Raw genomic sequence first — 15,555 nt, 5'->3', positions numbered from 1 at the left:
TCCATGCAATCCCTCCGCCGACTTGTCCAGTGGCTGCGGCACCCCTTATGGAAGATGTGGCAGACCCTCACTTTCCTGACCGTCGGTGTTCCACTTCAACTCGTGGCCCTTTTCTGCGCGTTGGTTCCCGTCATGAGACCGGCCATGACGCTGGTGCAGCGATATCGCTTTCAGGCCATGCTCGACGTGGAGATCGCCCGCCCCTCGGCCGACGACCCGAGAACAAGCCGACGTCAGACTCAATACCACCTTCTGACCGGGCCCGCGGTGGCGCTGGCGGCATTGATCGGTCTGACGCTGTGGGTCGTGGGGTTCGTGGCCGCCACCGTGTACATCTGGGTGTGGCAACTCCCGCTGGAGTGGCGTCTGGCCCATCACGGCTACTCGGTCACGGCGGCCTATGTCATGGGCGCCGGCCTTGCCGTGCTCGCGCTCGCCACCTGGGTGTGCCACGGCCTGGCCCGGCTGGACGCCTTCGCGGCCACGCGGCTGCTCGGCCCCACCCGGGCCGAGCTCCTGGAGCGGCGGGTGGAGAACCTCACCGAGAGCCGGGCGGGCATGGTGGAGGCCGCCGACGCCGAGCGCCGCCGCATCGAGCGGGACCTGCACGACGGCGCTCAGCAGCGGCTGGTCGCCATGGCCGTGCACCTCGGCCTCGCCAAGGCCACGCTCGGCGAACTCCCGGAGGACGCCCGCAAGGTGATCGAGGACGCGCACCGCGAGGCGAAGGAAGCCATTTCCGAACTGGGCGATCTGGTACGCGGTCTGCATCCGGCCGTGCTGGAGGACCGGGGGCTCGACGCGGCGCTGTCCGGCCTCGCCGAACGCGTTCCGCTGCCCGTGCAGCTCAACGTCGAGCTGGCCGAACGGCCCTCGCCGACCGTCGAGGCGGTCGCCTATTTCGTCGTCTCCGAGGCCCTCACCAATGTGATCAAGCATGCCGGGGCGTCCCGTGTCGAGGTCACGGTCGGCCGGGTCGGCGACACCTTGCTGGTCCTCGTCTCGGACGACGGGTGCGGCGGCGCGGATTCCGCCGGCGGGACCGGGCTCAGCGGCCTCGCCAAGCGGGTCGCGTCCGCCGACGGTACGTTCGCCCTCAGCAGCCCGGCCGGCGGGCCGACCGTGCTGACGGTGACGCTGCCCTGCGGCTCGTGACGGCGAAGAGCCGGCCCGGGGGATCCCTTCGATCCACCCGGGCCGGCTCTTCGCGCGTCGTCCGGCTCAGTCCCACGTCCAGACCGCGGCCGTACGCCTGCCACGACCACGCCACCACAGGGCCAGGCAGATCGGGACGGCGGCGATGGCCGGCAGCAGTCCCACCGCCCAGCTCGCCTCGATGGGCGGTCCCGGCCGCGGTCCCACGGGGACGGACAGGCTGCCCCGCCCCGCGCCGTCGGGGCCCTCGACGGCCAGCTCGAACCGCCAGGTGCCCTCGTCCGGCAGCATCGTGCCGTCCAGACCCCAGCGGTCGTGGGAGCGGGTGTACCGGGGCAGTGCCCGCCCCAGGCCGGCGCCCCGCTTGCCGTAGTCCTGACCCGACGGCCCGATGAGGTGCAGCCGCGCGGTGCGTCCCTTGATCCCCCGGTCGGCCTGGAACGTCATGTCCAGGGAACGGCCGGCGTACAGCGGCCAGTCGGTGAAGGACACCTCGATGTCGTACGGGCCCGCCCTCAGCCGCTCGGAGTGGACCACGGCGGGCGCGCCGGCGTCGGCGGCCGAGGCGGCGGGAGCCGCGAAGACTCCCGCCAGGACCGCGAGAAGGACCGCCGCGAGCGAGCGCCGCGTGTTCCGCGCACGGCCGCCCGGCCGCGCGGTGTGTCCTGGCATGCTCACACCTCCATCGCGGGCCGCAGCCCTGACTCGGGCGCCGGGGCCGGTGCCGCCGGAGCCGGGGACGAGACGCCCGCACCCGGACCCAGCGCGCGCAGGGCGATCGCCGCGGACCAGCCCAGCGGACCGGCGGCCGCGCCCAGGACCGTCGCCGCCACGATCGTGGGCAGCGAGAAGCCGTCGCCCAACTGCGGGGTGTAGAGCAGTACCATCGCCGCCGCGGCGACCGCGCTGACCGCGGGAATCGCGATCCTCGGGGCCACTCCACGGCGCCGCAGGACCACCAGCGCGACTTCCACCAGAACCGCGATCAGCGGCAGCACCATGGGGTAGAGCGACGCCAGGGTGGGCTCGCCCGAGATGTTGTCCCGCAGCGACATGCCCAGGCTCCCGGCGTAGACCCGGGTGATCCAGGGGGCGAAGAACCAGTCGATCGCGTGCAGCGCCCCGAAGATCAGTCCGGTGAGGGTGACCCAGCCGGTGGCACGCGTCACGCCGGCCACCATCAACAGGGCGAACAGCACGACCGCGGTCATCGACACCTCGAAGGGCTGCGCCCAGAAGAGCGCGAACATCATCGAGGTCAGGGAGGTGGCCACGGACAGGGCGACCCCCCAGCGGCTGACTGTCCGGTCCCCGAGCGCGCCGAACGCGAGCGCCGTACCGACGCAGATGGTCAGTCCACCGAAGGAAAGTCCCACATGGGGCGGTGAATTGAGGGTGACGTCGAACCCGTACACGGTGTGCCACCACAGATCGATCATTCCGTAGATCAGCTCGACCGCCGCGCCGACGCCGGCGACGAGGAATCCGATCGGGGCCCGGAAGACACGGAGCACGGTGACCGAGCGGCCGGTGGCGGCCACGCCGTCAGGGTCGGCGCGCCAGACGCCGGTACGCATCAGCACCATCACCACGCCGGTCAGGCCGGCCAGGGCGGGTGCGGCGTAGATGAGCATGTGGGGGGCGGTGAAGAAGGTGTCGGGGCCGACGTCGTCGTGCCACTGCACGTCCCAGACCACGCCGAAACTGGTCGCGAGCAGGGCGGCCGAGAGCAGCCAGCAGCCCACCAGTTCGGCGCGGTCGGGGCGGCCCGATCGCGTGGAGGCGCTCATGCGAGGACGGACTGCTCCATGCTCAGGCGCAGACTCAGCGGCCGCATGTCCGTCCACACCTCCTCGATGCGGGACAGGCACTGCTCGCGCGTGCCCTCGGTACCCTCGGCACGCCAGCCGTCCGGCAGTTCACGCTCCAGCCACCAGATGGAGTACTGCTCCTCGTCGTTGAGGACGACACGGTAGAGGGCGTCGTCGGAGAATTCTTCGGCCATGACATGCTCCTCGGCATTTTCCGGAAAGGGATTCCGGGGAATGCTCGGCCGCTGTCCTATACCGCCTCTATACCAAGGGCTGATGCCGGGAACCGGCGAGTATGGCCGGAATATAGCCGCCCTCCGCAGGATGACCGGGACAGGAGCGCACGATCCGCCACACCGGGAGGTCACGGTCTTCATGGAGCACCGTCAGGGATGGAAACCACTGGAGATCGGACCGGCCGACGCGGGGGTCACCGCGGACGCCGACGGCCTCGTCGCCCATCTGCGTTCGCTCACCGGCCTGGAGCAGCTTCTCGCCAAGGAGAAGGCACTCGTGTTCCGGGGCTTCCAGGTGTCCGAGGGCGCGCTCGACGCCGTCATGGACCGGCTGCTGCCCAAGCGGCTCGCGTACGTGCACGGCAACTCCCCGCGCACGAAGGTCGGCAAGAACGTCTACACCTCGACCGAGTACCCGGCCGAGTACGTGATCTCCATGCACAACGAGATGTCCTACGCCCACCAGTGGCCGGCCCGGCTGCTCTTCTACTGCGCCGTCGCCCCGGCGACCGGTGGCGCCACTCCCGTGGTGGACGGCCGGCTGTGGCTGGACTCCCTCGACGACGACGTCCGCGAGGCCTTCGCGGGCGGTGTCCGGTACACCCAGAACCTGCACGGCGGCCGCGGGCTCGGCAAGAGCTGGCAGGACACCTTCGAGACCGACAGCAAGGACGAGGTCGAGGCGTTCCTGGCCGGTACGCGGGCGAGCTGGCGGTGGCTGCGCGGTGACGCACTCCGGGTGACCCAGGACCGGGCTTCGACCCTGCGGCACCCGCTCACCGGCGAGGAGGTCTGGTTCAACCAGGCCGACCAGTGGCACCCCGCGGGGCTGGGCGACGAGACCGCCGCCGAACTGGCCAAGGTCCTTCCCGCCGACGAACTGCCGCAGTCCGTCAGTTACGCCGACGGCAGGCCGATCCCGGCCGCTCACGTCCACCAGATCCGTGACCGGGGGCTCGCGGCGGCCGTCGACGTCGACTGGCGCCAGGGCGACCTGCTGCTGATCGACAACGTCCTGGTCGGCCACGGCCGCCGGGCGTACTCCGGAGCGCGCCGCGTGCTGGTCGCCATGTCCGACTGACCGCCCCCCCGGTCTCATTCGGGGGTGAGCAGCGGGCACACCCGGTAGGCACGCGCGACCCGGACCAACCAGATGATCTCCGCGCTCAGATCGGCCGCCGACGGTCCGTCGGCGGCCCGCAGCGTGTCGGGCACCGCCGGCCGCAGGCCCAGCCCCTGGGCGTGCAGGGCGGCCTTGAGCTGGGCGGCCGTGACAGCGGCCGTCAGCTCCTCGCCGACGAGCCCGGCGGCTTTGCCCAGCCGGGCGGCCCGCTCGGCGACCTCCGCGTCGAGATGCTCCCGCAGGGCCAGTTGGCCGTCCCGGATCTCGATGGCCCTGCGATACAACCTGAACTCCATGTTCCGTATGGTCAGCAGGGACCAGAGCCGGGAGAACCGTACCTCCTCCAGGGCGATGTCCGGCCTGCTCCGTACCAGCGCCAGCCACAGCGGATGGAGTCGCTGGTACTGCGTATAGCCGCGCGCGGCACGGCGGGCCTTGGTCAGCAGCGGCCCCCAGCCCGGCAGCGTCCATCCCGTCTGGGCGAGCAGCCCCCCGAGGCCACCGCAGAGCCACGCGGCACGCTCCACCCAGGAGGGGTTCTGCGCGACGCACCCGCACACGCCGTTGACGAAGCGGACCGCCCCGTACCCGAGCGAGAGCGCGGATCCCACCGCCGTGACACGCAGTCCGCGACGCAGCCACAGCCGGTTCACCCGCCGCGCGCAGCGCAGGCACAGGACCGACACCAGCACCTCGCCGATCATGAACACGGCGCTGTACAGCAGCAGATAGCGCCGGTAGTCGGCATCGCCCGCGTAGTGGACGGTGAAGTCCCGGGAATGTTCCCCCGAGGAGCTCAGCCGGACGAAGAGCACGGCCAAGGCGGCCACCACCCCGCAGAGGACGAGGAGATGGCGGAGCGTGTTCCTCCGGGCCCGTGCGGGCGGGAGGAGCATCCGGTCGAACAGGGCCCACTGCGCCACGATCAGGCCCATCACACAGCTCTGGGCCAGCAGCGCCGCGCTGTTGGGGACCCCCGTGAGCCGGTCGACGGCGACCCAGACAGCGGGGGTGGACAGGGTGAAGCTGAGCGCCGAGAAGCCGTGCACGCCGCACAGGGTCCACAGCGCGGGGTCGCGCGGGGCGCGCCGCAGCGGACCGATCTTGTAGAGCAGAGCCGCCACCGCGACCAGGGCACACAACGGGTGCAGCAGAGTCGTCACGTGGGACCGGCCGCCCCGGGGATGTCCGGGTGCTGGGGCAGCAGCGTGCGTTCCAGCCGGTCGACGAGCACGGCGCTCTCGGCCATGGGCGCCCAGACCGGGTCCAGGGGCCGGTGGTTGGCGCCCTGGAGGAGCAGCGTGCCGATCAGCTCGGCCTCCTGCTCCTCGTCGTGCGTGTACGCGGTCCGCCGCCGCAGGCCGGTGACCGTCCGCGGATCGAGACCGGGCAGCAGCAGCCGCGCCATGTCCTCGCTCACGGCCGGCTCCCGCGGCCGTTCCTCGTCGTGGCACAGCAGGTGCCCCAACTCGTGTCCGATGATGTGCTGCTGGTGGACCGGGCTGGTCATCTGCTCGTAGAAGATGTAGTCGGCCTGTGCTGTACGGACCCACACCCCGCAGTGGCCCTCGGCGGGGAAGGGCATCGCCTCCAGATGGATGGCCCGTCCCGTCCGCTGGGTGACGCGTCGGCACACATCGGGGATGCCGTAGGAGGACGGCAGGCCGAGTCCGCGGACAAGAGCCGCGCAGCGTGCCCGCCGCCTGCGCGTCGTCATCCCTCGCACGGCTCGTCCGGATATTCCGAAAGTCCTTCCAACTCCCGCACCCGCCGGATCACTTCGGTGATGGAGTCCAGACTCTTCGCGGACAGCCCGGAGGCACGCAGGGCGATGGCCTGCACCCCGGCGTCCTTGAGCGCGGCCATGAGCCGCAGATCCCCCGCCACCTCGCTCTCCGTGCCGCTGTCGAAGAAGTAGGTCGGCGGAACACCGAAGAACTGGGCGAGCGCCTCGACATGACGCAGCGTCGGATTGTCCCGGTGTCCCTTGCGCAGCAGCCAGATGTAGCTCGCCGAGATGGGCACCCCGGTGAGGGTGATGCTCCGCGCGACCTCTTCCGTGCTGTACGGACGCCGCCCCCCTGGAGTCACCGTGCTGAACAGGTGGTTGAGCTTGTCGGCGAGACGCGGTCCGACCGTCGCGCCAGGTTCGTCCACGGGGACACCTCCAGACTGATGGTCGGATTCTACGTCGGGTGATCGCTCCCGGTGGAAAGATCATCACCTTGCCCCGCGTCGATTTTCTCACTCGTCGCCGGATTGATTCCTTGGGTAGAGTCCACAACTCGTGTAGCAGATGAGGTATCGGGATGACGTTCCTCAGTCGAGACCAGGACTGATGTCGTCCCTGCGGGGGTGACCGTGCGGTGGGTCATGCGGTCGCCATGTGCTTCTGGGGAGGGCGCAGTGTTCGACTTACTTGGGCTGGACGACATCGCACAGGCCGTGTACGAGGAGATGCTCAAGGATCCGGAGGCGAGCACCGACGCCATCGCGTGGAGACTCGACCGGCCGGCCTCCCAGGTACAAAACGCGATGACGGAGCTGAACCGCCTCTCGCTGATCCGGCCGTCCTGGCAGGACCCGGGCGAGTACCGCGCGGTCGAACCCGAGGTCGGGCTCAAGCTCCTGCTGTCCACCCAGGAGGCGGAACTGCATCGCCGGCAGGAGGAGTTCGAGACGGCCCGCGTCAAACTCGAGGGCCTGGCCGCCGAGTACGCCGAACTCAGCCGCTCCCGGCAGGGCACCGACACCGAACGGCTCGACGGAATCGACGCGATACGCCTGCGCATAGAGGCGCTGGCGGCGGGCTGCTCCTCCGAGATCATCGCCTTCGTGCCCGGTGGCGCCCAGTCGCGGGCCAACATGGAGGCGAGCCGGCCGCTGGACGAGTCCGCCCTGGCCCGCGGGGTGCGCATGCGCAGTGTCTACCTGGAGAGCATCGGCAACGACCGGGCCACGATGGAGTACGCGCGCTGGCTCGGCGACTCGGGTGCGCACATCCGCTTCGCCGCGGTACTGCCGCCCCGCATGGTGATCTACGACCGAGAGGTGGCGATCGTCCCCGACGATCCGGACGCCACCCACCGGGGAGCTCTCGTCACCCGGAGCAAGGGCGTCGTCAGCGCGCTGTGCGAGCTCTTCGAGCAGGTCTGGAGCACCGCACGGCCCCTGGACTACGTGCAGTGGCCGGGCGACGACGACGGACTCACCCTTCAGGAACAGGCCGTACTGGACCTGCTGGCGCAGGGGAACGCCGACGACCAGATCTCCCGGCGTCTGGGGATCTCGGTCCGCACCACGCGGCGCATCACCGCCGGTCTGGCGCACCGGCTGGGCGCCAAGAGCAGGTTCCAGACCGGGGCCCTGGCAGCGCTCCGCGGCTGGGTCGATCCCCAGCGGCCCGCCGTATAGACCCGGTATAGGGGGTCGTCCGACGCTTCTCGGCGGCGCCGACGGCCGGTCGTCCACGACCGTCGGCCGCCTCACCACTGTCGACCACCCGAGGTGCGGCATGCTTCCCCACACTCAGCGAACCGAGGCGCGCGGAGCCCAGCTCCTGGGCATCGGTGTCCACCGGCCACGGCGCGTGGTCGGCAACGACGAAGCGGCGGTCAGGACCGGGCGTTCGGCCGACTGGATCCGGCGCCGCACCGGAATCGTCGAGCGCCGCTACGCGGAACACGACGAGACCGTGGCCGACATGGCCGTCGAGGCCTCCCGGAAGGCGCTGGCCGACGCCGGTGTCACCGCCGCCGAGATCGACACGGTCCTGGTCGCCTCGATGTCGGATCTGCGGCAGAGCCCCGCCTCGGCTCCCGAGGTGGCCCACCGCATCGGCAGCCGGGCCGCGGCCTTCGACCTGAACGCCGCGTGCTCGGGCTTCTGTTACGGCCTGGCCCTCGCCGCGTCCATGGTCAGGGACGGTTCGGCCGGCCATGTCCTGCTGATCGGCTCCGAGAAGATGACCGACATCGTGGACCCCCACGACCCGGGCGCGGCGTTCCTCTTCGCGGACGGAGCGGGAGCCGTCGTGATCGGCCCCGGCCGCCCCGAGGAGGACGGGATCGGCCCCGTCGTCTGGGGTTCCGACGGCGGACGCGGCAATCTGATCGCGCACGACGCCTCTTGGACGGAGTACCGCGACACCCCCGGTGCCGCCTGGCCCGCGATGCGGATGGCCGGACCCGAAGTCTTCCGCTGGGCGATCGAGGACATCCCCGAAACGGCCGGGAAGGCCGCCGCGGCGGCCGGGACGACACTGGACCGCCTCGACGCGTTCGTCCCGCACCAGGCCAACCTGCGGATCATCGACACCCTCGCCCAGCGCCTCGACCTCCCGCCGGAGGTCGCCGTCGCCCGCGACGTGGTGCACTCCGGCAACACCTCTTCCGCGTCCATCCCGCTGGCCGTCTCCCGGCTGCGCGAGCTGGGCACGGTCGGCAGCGGCGCCACCGCCCTGCTCGTCGGCTTCGGCGCCGGACTCACCTGGGCGGCACAGGTCGTCCGGCTGCCCTGACGGCCACGGCACGACGCGTACGGGTGCCCACCCACGTACCCGCATACGGACTTGACCCCGGACATCAGACAAGGAGCACACGGTGAGCAGCGCAAGCACGGCCCGAACCGCCCCGCCGGCCTGGGAGTTCACCCCCGGCCGGCCCGCCCTCGCGACGATCGGCGGGCTGACGGCCATGGCCGAGGCGGAGCCATGGCTGATCTCGGTCCGCGCCGAACTGGAGGCGGCCCTGCGCGAATACGGCGCCGTGCTCCTGCGGGGCCTGCCCCTCGCGGGCGTCGACGACTTCGCCGCCGTACGGGACGTCCTCCTCCCGCAGCCCACCCCGTACCGCGAGAAGGCCACGCCACGCAGTGACTTCGGCAACGGCGTGTACTCCTCCACGGATCTGCCGCCCTCCCAGCCGATCCGGATGCACAACGAGAACAGCTACACGCTGACCTTCCCCGGTCTGCTGATGTTCGCCTGCCTGGTCGCGCCGTCCGAGGGCGGCGCCACTCCGGTCGCCGACTGCCGTGAGGTCCTGCGCCTCCTCCCCGACTCCCTGGTCGAGCGGATGCGCACCACCGGCTGGCTGCTGCGGCGCAGCTACTCCGACAACATCTCCACGCACTGGACGACCGCGTTCGCCACCGAGGACCGGAGCGAGGTCGAGCGGTACTGCGCGGAGAACCTCGTCTCCCACCAGTGGCAGGGAGACGGCAATCTGCGCACCAGCCAGTTGCGCCCCGGGATCGTCCGGCATCCCGCCACGGGCGAAGAGGTGTGGTTCAACCATCTCGCGTTCTGGAACGAGTGGTCCCTGGACGAGGAGCTCCGGGAGGCGCTCATCGACGAGTTCGGGTGGGAGGGCCTGCCGTTCAACACCTCCTTCGGTGACGGCGAACCGCTCACGAAGGACGAACTGGACCTGATTCAGGACGCGTACGACCGGGCCACGGTCCGCGCGCCCTGGCAGGTCGGCGATCTGCTCCTGGTCGACAACGTCCTGACCGCCCACGGCCGTGACCCCTTCCGAGGCGACCGCCGGATCGTGGTGGCCATGGGGAACCCCGTGGAGATCACCGACTGCGACCCGGGTGTCCACCCCGCCCCCTAGGCACTGTCCGCATTTCAGGCCCCTGCCGTGTTCTCGTCCGACCCGTCCTTTCTCCCCGTTCTCGAAGGAGTCCGTTCCATGGCCGATCCCCTCCGGCAGCCGGCCGACCTGCTGAGCCGCTTCCACCAGGCGGTCCGCGACGACCCTGACCGGACCGCCGTTCGGGCGGCGGACGGCGAACTGAGCTTCGCCGAACTCGAACGGGCCTCCGGGTGGCTGGCCGAGACTCTCCGCTCCCGGGGCGTCGGCCGGGGCTACCGGGTCGGTGTGAGCCTGCCGCGCGGCAGAGGACTCGTCGTGGCGCTGCTCGCGGTGTGGCGTACGGGCGCCGCCTACGTACCGCTCGATCCCGCCTACCCGCGGGACCGGCTGGCGTTCATGGCCGAGGACGCGGGCATCCGGCGGCTCCTGGCGGCGGGCGACTCCGCGGCCGGCCCGTCGTTCCTGCCCGCCGGCGCGGAGGTGGTCCCCGTGGACGTACGGACGGACCACCCGTCCTCCGCTCGCACGGACCCGGAGGTGCCCGCCCTCGCCCCCGCCTACGTCATCTACACCTCGGGCTCGACCGGCACTCCGAAGGGCGTGGAGGCGACGCGGGGCGGTGTGGCCTCGCTCGTCTCGGCGCTCGAGGCGGCCGGCATGTACGACGCCGGGCCACGGGTCGTCGCCTGGAACGCGAGCGCGTCCTTCGACGCGTCGGTCCAGCAGTGGGTGCGTGTGTGCCGGGGCGACACGGTCGTGGTCCTGGACGACGACCACCGCAAGGAACCCGAGCGGCTCTCCGACCTGCTCGACCGGTACGGCGTCACCGATCTCGATCTGACCCCGTCGCACTGGGAGCTGCTCCGCGCCCGGCTCCTGCCCCCGCGTGCGGACGGCCGCGTGCTGCGGCTCTTCATGGGCGGGGAGCCCGTTCCCGGGCACGTATGGGCCGAACTCGCCGCGGCCGGTGCCCGGGGAGAGCTCGAGGCGCTCAATCTCTACGGGCCGACCGAATGCACCGTCGACGCCACCGCCGCCTGGATCACGGGCGCGCGGCCGCACATCGGCCGTCCGCTCGCCGGAGGCGGCCAGGTGCGCATCGTGGACGAAGAGCTGCGGCCGGTGCCGCCGGGCACCGCCGGCGAGGTGTGCATCGGCGGTCCGCGGCTGGCCCACGGCTATGTGAACCGGCCCGCGCTCACCGCGGACCGTTTCGTGCCCGACGCCCTCGGCGGTCCCGGTGCCCGGATGTACCGAACCGGTGACCGGGCGAGGCTGACGGCCGACGGCGATCTGGAGTTCCTCGGGCGCGTCGACCGTCAGGTCAAGGTGCGTGGCTTCCGGATCGAACCGGGCGAGATCGAGCAGGTGCTGTCCGCGCACCCGGGCGTCGCCACGACCGCCGTACTGGTACGGAACGGCGGCACCGCCGGCGATCAACTGGTGGCCTACTGCGTACCGGTGGAGCCGGTGGACGGGCCCGCCGCCACCGCCCTCACCGAGCGGCTGCGCGAGCACGCGGTCGAGGCCCTGCCCGCCTTCATGGTGCCCTCCCTCTACGTGCTCCTGGACGAACTGCCGCTGACCCCGAACGGCAAGCTCGACACGGCCGCCCTGCCCGGAGCCCGGGAGGCGAGCGCCTCCGCGACGGCGGGCAGCGCACCGCAGGGCGCGTTCGAGAAGCTCATCGCGGACGTCTGGTCCGAGGTGCTGGGCCGGGAGGAGGTCGGCGCGGACGACGACTTCTTCGCCCTCGGCGGCCACTCGCTCATGGCGCTGCGCGTGGTCGCACGCCTCAAGAAGCACCTCGGCCTGGTCGTCTCGATCAAGGAGGTCTACCGCTATCCCGGGCTGCGGGACCTCGCCCGGCACGTCGAGGCCACGAGCCGGCCGGCGACCGCCCTTGCCTGACCCGATTACCCCGAGATCGCAGAAGAGGACAGAGATGCAGCTGCTCGAAACGGCACTGGTCCGCCCCCGGCAGGTGCCGGACGCCCGGCGGACACTGGTCTGCCTCGGGTTCTGTGGCGGAGGCGCGGGCGTCTACCTGCGCTGGGCGGACACGATGCCGCCCGGCGCGGAGCTCGCCGCCGTCTGCTATCCCGGCCGGGAGGGACGGTTCCTGGAGGACTTCGCCGCGGACTGGGACGCCCTGGCCGAGGACGCCCTCGCGGTCGTCACCGCCGTGGAAGGACCCTATGTGCTGTTCGGACACAGCATGGGGGGCTGGATGGCCTTCGACGTGGCCTCCCGCATCGAGGAGCGGGGCGGGCGTGTCCCCGAGGCCCTCGTGGTCTCCGCGGCGAACGCTCCCAGTTTCGGGCTGACGGTCCGGGACATGTTTCCCGCGCAACAGGAAACCGACGAGCAACTCATGGACTGGATGCGTGCGTTCGGCCTCCTGCCGGAGCACGTACTCGGGGATCCGGACCTGGCGGAGATGGCCCTGGAGCTCATGCGCGCCGACATCCGGGTCCGCGACACCTTCTACCACCGCGAGGGCGCGAAGGTGAGCACGCCCCTGCAGATCCTCTCCGGCGCCGACGACGACATCATCGACCCCCACGTGGCCGACCACTGGCGCAAGCTGTCGACCGGCGACTTCCGCCACGACGTGCTCCCGGGCGGCCACTTCTACACGCCGGACATCTGGAGCGGCCTGCCCTCCCGGATCACCGCCCTGCACCAGGACTGAGCAACACGGTGACACAGGCGTGCCCGCCCGTCCTTCGCCAGGACGGGCGGGCCGCCGTGTACGTTTCCCCGGACTCAGCCGAGTCGGGTCGGAACGGGGCGGTCACGGCCGAGTCGCCAGGGGCTGGTGAACTCGCCCCCGGTGCCGTCCGCGTGGGCGGGAGACCGTCCCCCTGTGGCCGAACGGGTCGTGCCCCGTACACCCGAGAAAGGTTCCCTCCATGGTCCGCCCCTACGACGAACACCATGGTGAGGCGCTCTTCGCGCAACTGCGGCTTCCGGTGACCGAACGGATCTGCCCGGTGTGCCGCCATGTCGGCCTGCGCGACTACCACCACGAGAAGTACGGCCGGACCGAACCGTCATGGATCAACTACCTGTGGTGCGGCAATTGCCACGCCTACTCGTCGTCCTTCACCGGCACCGGCCGCAAGACGGTCGAGAGCGACCCGCTCCTCGACGCGTACGGTGACCGGATCGCCGAGATCTTCCGCGACCCGGAACGCCTGCTCGGGATCCTCGACGGCTACTGGAAGACCGGCGGTCTCCCCCAGGTGATCTCCCGGCGCCCTCGCGGACGCTGAAGGCGCGGCGTTGCGGGCGGTTCCGGAGCGTTCCGGCGTCCGGAGCGCGGCCGGACTCCATGAGCGGCATGTGGCCGGCGTGCTGGACGGTGGAGGGTCGTCATCCACGTCCTCGGCGTCGACACCCATGCGCTGCCGCAAGAGGCGACCACATGGATCGGACCGGTTCTGGGCTGAGCCCCCATGTCAGGGGTCGTGCGCCCGGCAGGTGTGCGACGAGCCCCGCACGCACAAGGTCCTCGACGCTGACAGTCGGCCCGTCCAGGCAGCTTCGGGACGGCGACCGTCCGGGAAGATGCGGTCATGTCCGACCAGTGGAGTGACCTGACGGTCTTTCGGCTCTTCGAGGACGAGGACGAGCACCCGGACACGGGGCCGGGCCGCGCATCGTCGTCGGCTGCGGAGCCGGGGCCGACGCCGGGTGGTGAAGACCTGCAGCCGGGGCACGTTGCCTGCCGGCACTGCCGCGCCACGTACGACTCGGGCAACCCGGACGAGAACAAGCTGCACACCGAGTCCGTGAACTGCGGGCAGTCGTGCCGGTGCGTCGGACATCCACGTTGCTACACGTGCCGCGGCTCGTTCTGCTGCTGCGCCGAGCACTGATTCAGGCGTCGCCGAGAGGCTCGGACGTGTCGGCGGATGTGCTGCCGGACGGCGCGGAATGGGCGGCGGAGCGGGTCGGCTCACGCGATGTGCCGGCTCCGCGCGGAAGGCGGCCGCGCGTCACCGCCACCGTCAGCCCTCCGGCCAGCAGTCCCCAGAACGCGGAACCCACGCCGAGCAGCGTCACCCCGGACGCCGTCGCCAGGAACGTGACGACCGCCGCCTCCCGCCAGGTGTCGTCCGAGACGGCGGAGGCCAGGGAGTTCCCGATGGTGTTGAGCAGGCCGAGTCCGGCGATGCCGAGAATGAGGGCGGTCGGCAGTGCCGTCAGCAGCGAGCTCACCGTTCCGCCGAGGATGCCCACGCACAGGTAGAAGATTCCCGCCCAGACTCCGGCCAAGTAGCGCCGATCAGGGTCCTCGTGCGCCTCACGCCCCGTACAGATGGCAGCCGTGATGGCGGCGAGGTTCAGACCGAAGCAACCGAACGGCGCGAGCAGCAGATTGGTGAGGCCGGTCCAGGTGATCAGAGGTGAGACCGGCACCCGGTCGTACCCGTCGCCGCGCAAGACCGCGACGCCCGGCAGATTCTGCGACGCCATCGTGACGACGAACAGGGGCAACGCGACGCTGACGATCACTTGCCACGAGAACGCGGGGGCCGTGAACACGGGTTCGGCGAAGGCGAAGCGGATCCTCCCGGGTCGCAGCGAGCCCTGTACGGCCGCGGCCGCGACGCCCACCGCGAGCGCCAGGATGATCGCGAAGCGGGGCAGCAGCCGCCGCCCGAGCAGATAGACCGCGAAGATGGAGAACACGACGACGAAATGACCGTCCATACCGGCGAAGAGTCCGGTGCCGAACTGTACGAGCACCCCGCCGAGCAGGCCCGCCGCGAGCGGTACGGGGATCCTTCCCATCACTCGCTCGAACAAGCCGGTCAGGCCGCTGACCACGATCAGCGCGGCGGACACGAGGAAGGCGCCGACGGCTTGAGCCATCGTCACCCCGTCGAGGCCGGACACCAGCAACGCCGCTCCAGGGGTGGACCACGCGGTGACCACGGGAGCCCGGTACCGCAGGGACAGACCGATACACGTGACGCCCATACCGACCCCGAGGGCCAGCATCCATGAGCTGAGCTCTCCTGGCCCCGCCCCGGCCGATTTCGCGGCGGCGAAGACGATCGCGGCGGAACTGGTGACTCCCACCAACACCGCGATCAGGCCGGCCGACACGGCGGCGGCCGACGCGCCCCTGGGCGACTTCTGGTGATCGATCTCGTTCACCGGACAGATTCTCGTCAGTTCCTCGCACGTCGGACAACCCATATCCCACTGTCCGAGACCGCGCCGGGGGAGACGATCCGCCGTGTCGTCGGAGTGTCACGGCGAGCCGGGACCAGGTGCGGTGTGCCACCGCCCACGTCGCTCGGGCGACACGGCGAACCGCCGCGCGGGTGATGAAGTCCTCGCCCGAGGAGCCGGAAGCCTCCACGCCCGGCACGCACCCGTCCCGGTCAATTCAAGATCGACACATGGAATTTTCCCGTGCCCGCCGCCCGAAGGGAAAGCGCGCCCCGATTCGGACATGCCGCACCAGAGAAAGTTCCTCATTCACCTATTGGCGTTTCGATGATGTGTGAGGGGAGTGAACGAGGCGCCACCATCGAGGAATTGCTCCGATTCCCGGCATCGCTTCCGGCGTTCACAATTGACCGAATCAATGCGCCCGCGCACCGCCCCAC

Annotated in this window: 16 protein-coding genes; 9 read left to right on the top strand and 7 right to left on the bottom strand. The window is 70.9% G+C overall.

Going from position 1 to position 15,555, the window contains the following annotated elements:
* The first annotated feature begins 132 nt into the window (after positions 1 to 132).
* Entirely contained in the window at positions 133 to 1,155 is a 1,023-nt protein-coding gene (locus tag ACIQ7M_RS03135) for a histidine kinase (RefSeq protein WP_403639045.1), read from the top strand.
* Between the two features lie 66 nt (positions 1,156 to 1,221).
* On the opposite strand, the gene ACIQ7M_RS03130 is transcribed toward ACIQ7M_RS03135, so the two are convergent.
* From ACIQ7M_RS03130 to ACIQ7M_RS03120, 3 genes are read right to left on the bottom strand one after another with little or no spacing between them, the layout of a single operon-like run.
* Entirely contained in the window at positions 1,222 to 1,827 is a 606-nt protein-coding gene (locus ACIQ7M_RS03130) for a hypothetical protein (protein WP_403639043.1), read from the bottom strand.
* 2 nt (positions 1,828 to 1,829) lie between these two features.
* Positions 1,830 to 2,945, bottom strand: coding sequence for a hypothetical protein (locus tag ACIQ7M_RS03125; RefSeq protein WP_403639041.1), 1,116 nt, complete (start codon positions 2,943 to 2,945; stop codon positions 1,830 to 1,832).
* Positions 2,942 to 3,160 carry an MbtH family NRPS accessory protein gene (locus ACIQ7M_RS03120; protein ID WP_355761344.1) on the bottom strand — a complete coding sequence of 73 codons (219 nt, stop codon included), beginning with the start codon at positions 3,158 to 3,160 and terminating at the stop codon, positions 2,942 to 2,944. The genes ACIQ7M_RS03125 and ACIQ7M_RS03120 overlap by 4 nt, the downstream gene beginning before the upstream one ends.
* Positions 3,161 to 3,341: 181 nt before the next feature.
* Between ACIQ7M_RS03120 and ACIQ7M_RS03115 the strand changes: the two genes are divergently transcribed.
* Positions 3,342 to 4,283: a TauD/TfdA family dioxygenase gene (locus ACIQ7M_RS03115; protein ID WP_403639252.1), complete on the top strand. Its 942-nt coding sequence runs from the start codon at positions 3,342 to 3,344 to the stop codon at positions 4,281 to 4,283.
* 14 nt (positions 4,284 to 4,297) lie between these two features.
* On the opposite strand, the gene ACIQ7M_RS03110 is transcribed toward ACIQ7M_RS03115, so the two are convergent.
* Genes ACIQ7M_RS03110 through ACIQ7M_RS03100 form a run of 3 tightly spaced genes read right to left on the bottom strand, consistent with a single transcriptional unit; the run spans position 4,298 to position 6,482 of the window.
* Positions 4,298 to 5,488, bottom strand: a complete 1,191-nt coding sequence (locus tag ACIQ7M_RS03110) for an MAB_1171c family putative transporter (protein WP_403639039.1) — start codon at positions 5,486 to 5,488, stop codon at positions 4,298 to 4,300.
* Positions 5,485 to 6,042 carry a regulator component gene (locus tag ACIQ7M_RS03105; protein WP_355761335.1) on the bottom strand — a complete coding sequence of 186 codons (558 nt, stop codon included), beginning with the start codon at positions 6,040 to 6,042 and terminating at the stop codon, positions 5,485 to 5,487. The genes ACIQ7M_RS03110 and ACIQ7M_RS03105 overlap by 4 nt, the downstream gene beginning before the upstream one ends.
* On the bottom strand, positions 6,039 to 6,482 hold the full coding sequence (locus tag ACIQ7M_RS03100; RefSeq protein ID WP_403639037.1) for a helix-turn-helix domain-containing protein: 444 nt from the start codon (positions 6,480 to 6,482) through the stop codon (positions 6,039 to 6,041). The genes ACIQ7M_RS03105 and ACIQ7M_RS03100 overlap by 4 nt, the downstream gene beginning before the upstream one ends.
* Before the next feature lie 249 nt (positions 6,483 to 6,731).
* On the opposite strand from ACIQ7M_RS03100, the gene ACIQ7M_RS03095 reads away from it, so the two are divergent.
* The 7 genes from ACIQ7M_RS03095 to ACIQ7M_RS03065 all read left to right on the top strand — a co-directional run bounded on the left by ACIQ7M_RS03095 (position 6,732) and on the right by ACIQ7M_RS03065 (position 13,809).
* Positions 6,732 to 7,739, top strand: a complete 1,008-nt coding sequence (locus ACIQ7M_RS03095) for a helix-turn-helix domain-containing protein (RefSeq protein WP_403639035.1) — start codon at positions 6,732 to 6,734, stop codon at positions 7,737 to 7,739.
* Positions 7,740 to 7,839: 100 nt separating this feature from the next.
* Entirely contained in the window at positions 7,840 to 8,844 is a 1,005-nt protein-coding gene (locus tag ACIQ7M_RS03090; RefSeq protein WP_403639033.1) for a beta-ketoacyl-ACP synthase III, read from the top strand.
* An 82-nt stretch (positions 8,845 to 8,926) separates the two neighbouring features.
* On the top strand, positions 8,927 to 9,943 hold the full coding sequence (locus ACIQ7M_RS03085; RefSeq protein ID WP_403639031.1) for a TauD/TfdA family dioxygenase: 1,017 nt from the start codon (positions 8,927 to 8,929) through the stop codon (positions 9,941 to 9,943).
* A gap of 78 nt (positions 9,944 to 10,021) precedes the next feature.
* Positions 10,022 to 11,836 (top strand): amino acid adenylation domain-containing protein, encoded by a 1,815-nt coding sequence (locus ACIQ7M_RS03080; protein WP_403639029.1) that lies wholly within the window; start codon positions 10,022 to 10,024, stop codon positions 11,834 to 11,836.
* 34 nt (positions 11,837 to 11,870) lie between these two features.
* A complete protein-coding gene (locus ACIQ7M_RS03075) occupies positions 11,871 to 12,620 on the top strand; it encodes a thioesterase II family protein (protein WP_403639027.1) in 750 nt (249 codons plus the stop codon).
* A 220-nt stretch (positions 12,621 to 12,840) separates the two neighbouring features.
* Positions 12,841 to 13,203, top strand: coding sequence for a hypothetical protein (locus tag ACIQ7M_RS03070; RefSeq protein ID WP_403639025.1), 363 nt, complete (start codon positions 12,841 to 12,843; stop codon positions 13,201 to 13,203).
* Between the two features lie 303 nt (positions 13,204 to 13,506).
* Positions 13,507 to 13,809 (top strand): hypothetical protein, encoded by a 303-nt coding sequence (locus tag ACIQ7M_RS03065; RefSeq protein WP_403639023.1) that lies wholly within the window; start codon positions 13,507 to 13,509, stop codon positions 13,807 to 13,809.
* Position 13,810: 1 nt separating this feature from the next.
* Here ACIQ7M_RS03065 and ACIQ7M_RS03060 read toward each other — a convergent pair whose 3' ends face one another.
* A complete protein-coding gene (locus ACIQ7M_RS03060) occupies positions 13,811 to 15,097 on the bottom strand; it encodes a benzoate/H(+) symporter BenE family transporter (RefSeq protein WP_403639021.1) in 1,287 nt (428 codons plus the stop codon).
* Between the last annotated feature and the right edge of the window lie 458 nt (positions 15,098 to 15,555).

The sequence above is a fragment of the Streptomyces sp. NPDC096324 genome (assembly GCF_044763015.1).
Lineage (GTDB): Bacteria > Actinomycetota > Actinomycetes > Streptomycetales > Streptomycetaceae > Streptomyces.
The sequence above is the reverse complement of the archived record's forward strand: the minus strand, read 5'-3'. Positions and strand labels throughout refer to the sequence as shown.

What these genes read in the sequence shown, in the direction of transcription:
- ACIQ7M_RS03130 (WP_403639043.1), bottom strand. Translation starts at nt 1,827, where the DNA reads ATGCCAGGACACACCGCGCGGCCGGGCGGCCGTGCGCGGAACACGCGG.
- ACIQ7M_RS03080 (WP_403639029.1), top strand. Translation starts at nt 10,022, where the DNA reads ATGGCCGATCCCCTCCGGCAGCCGGCCGACCTGCTGAGCCGCTTCCAC.
- ACIQ7M_RS03120 (WP_355761344.1), bottom strand. Translation starts at nt 3,160, where the DNA reads ATGGCCGAAGAATTCTCCGACGACGCCCTCTACCGTGTCGTCCTCAAC.
- ACIQ7M_RS03090 (WP_403639033.1), top strand. Translation starts at nt 7,840, where the DNA reads ATGCTTCCCCACACTCAGCGAACCGAGGCGCGCGGAGCCCAGCTCCTG.
- ACIQ7M_RS03065 (WP_403639023.1), top strand. Translation starts at nt 13,507, where the DNA reads ATGTCCGACCAGTGGAGTGACCTGACGGTCTTTCGGCTCTTCGAGGAC.
- ACIQ7M_RS03135 (WP_403639045.1), top strand. Translation starts at nt 133, where the DNA reads ATGAGACCGGCCATGACGCTGGTGCAGCGATATCGCTTTCAGGCCATG.
- ACIQ7M_RS03125 (WP_403639041.1), bottom strand. Translation starts at nt 2,945, where the DNA reads ATGAGCGCCTCCACGCGATCGGGCCGCCCCGACCGCGCCGAACTGGTG.
- ACIQ7M_RS03070 (WP_403639025.1), top strand. Translation starts at nt 12,841, where the DNA reads ATGGTCCGCCCCTACGACGAACACCATGGTGAGGCGCTCTTCGCGCAA.
- ACIQ7M_RS03105 (WP_355761335.1), bottom strand. Translation starts at nt 6,042, where the DNA reads ATGACGACGCGCAGGCGGCGGGCACGCTGCGCGGCTCTTGTCCGCGGA.
- ACIQ7M_RS03115 (WP_403639252.1), top strand. Translation starts at nt 3,342, where the DNA reads ATGGAGCACCGTCAGGGATGGAAACCACTGGAGATCGGACCGGCCGAC.
- ACIQ7M_RS03075 (WP_403639027.1), top strand. Translation starts at nt 11,871, where the DNA reads ATGCAGCTGCTCGAAACGGCACTGGTCCGCCCCCGGCAGGTGCCGGAC.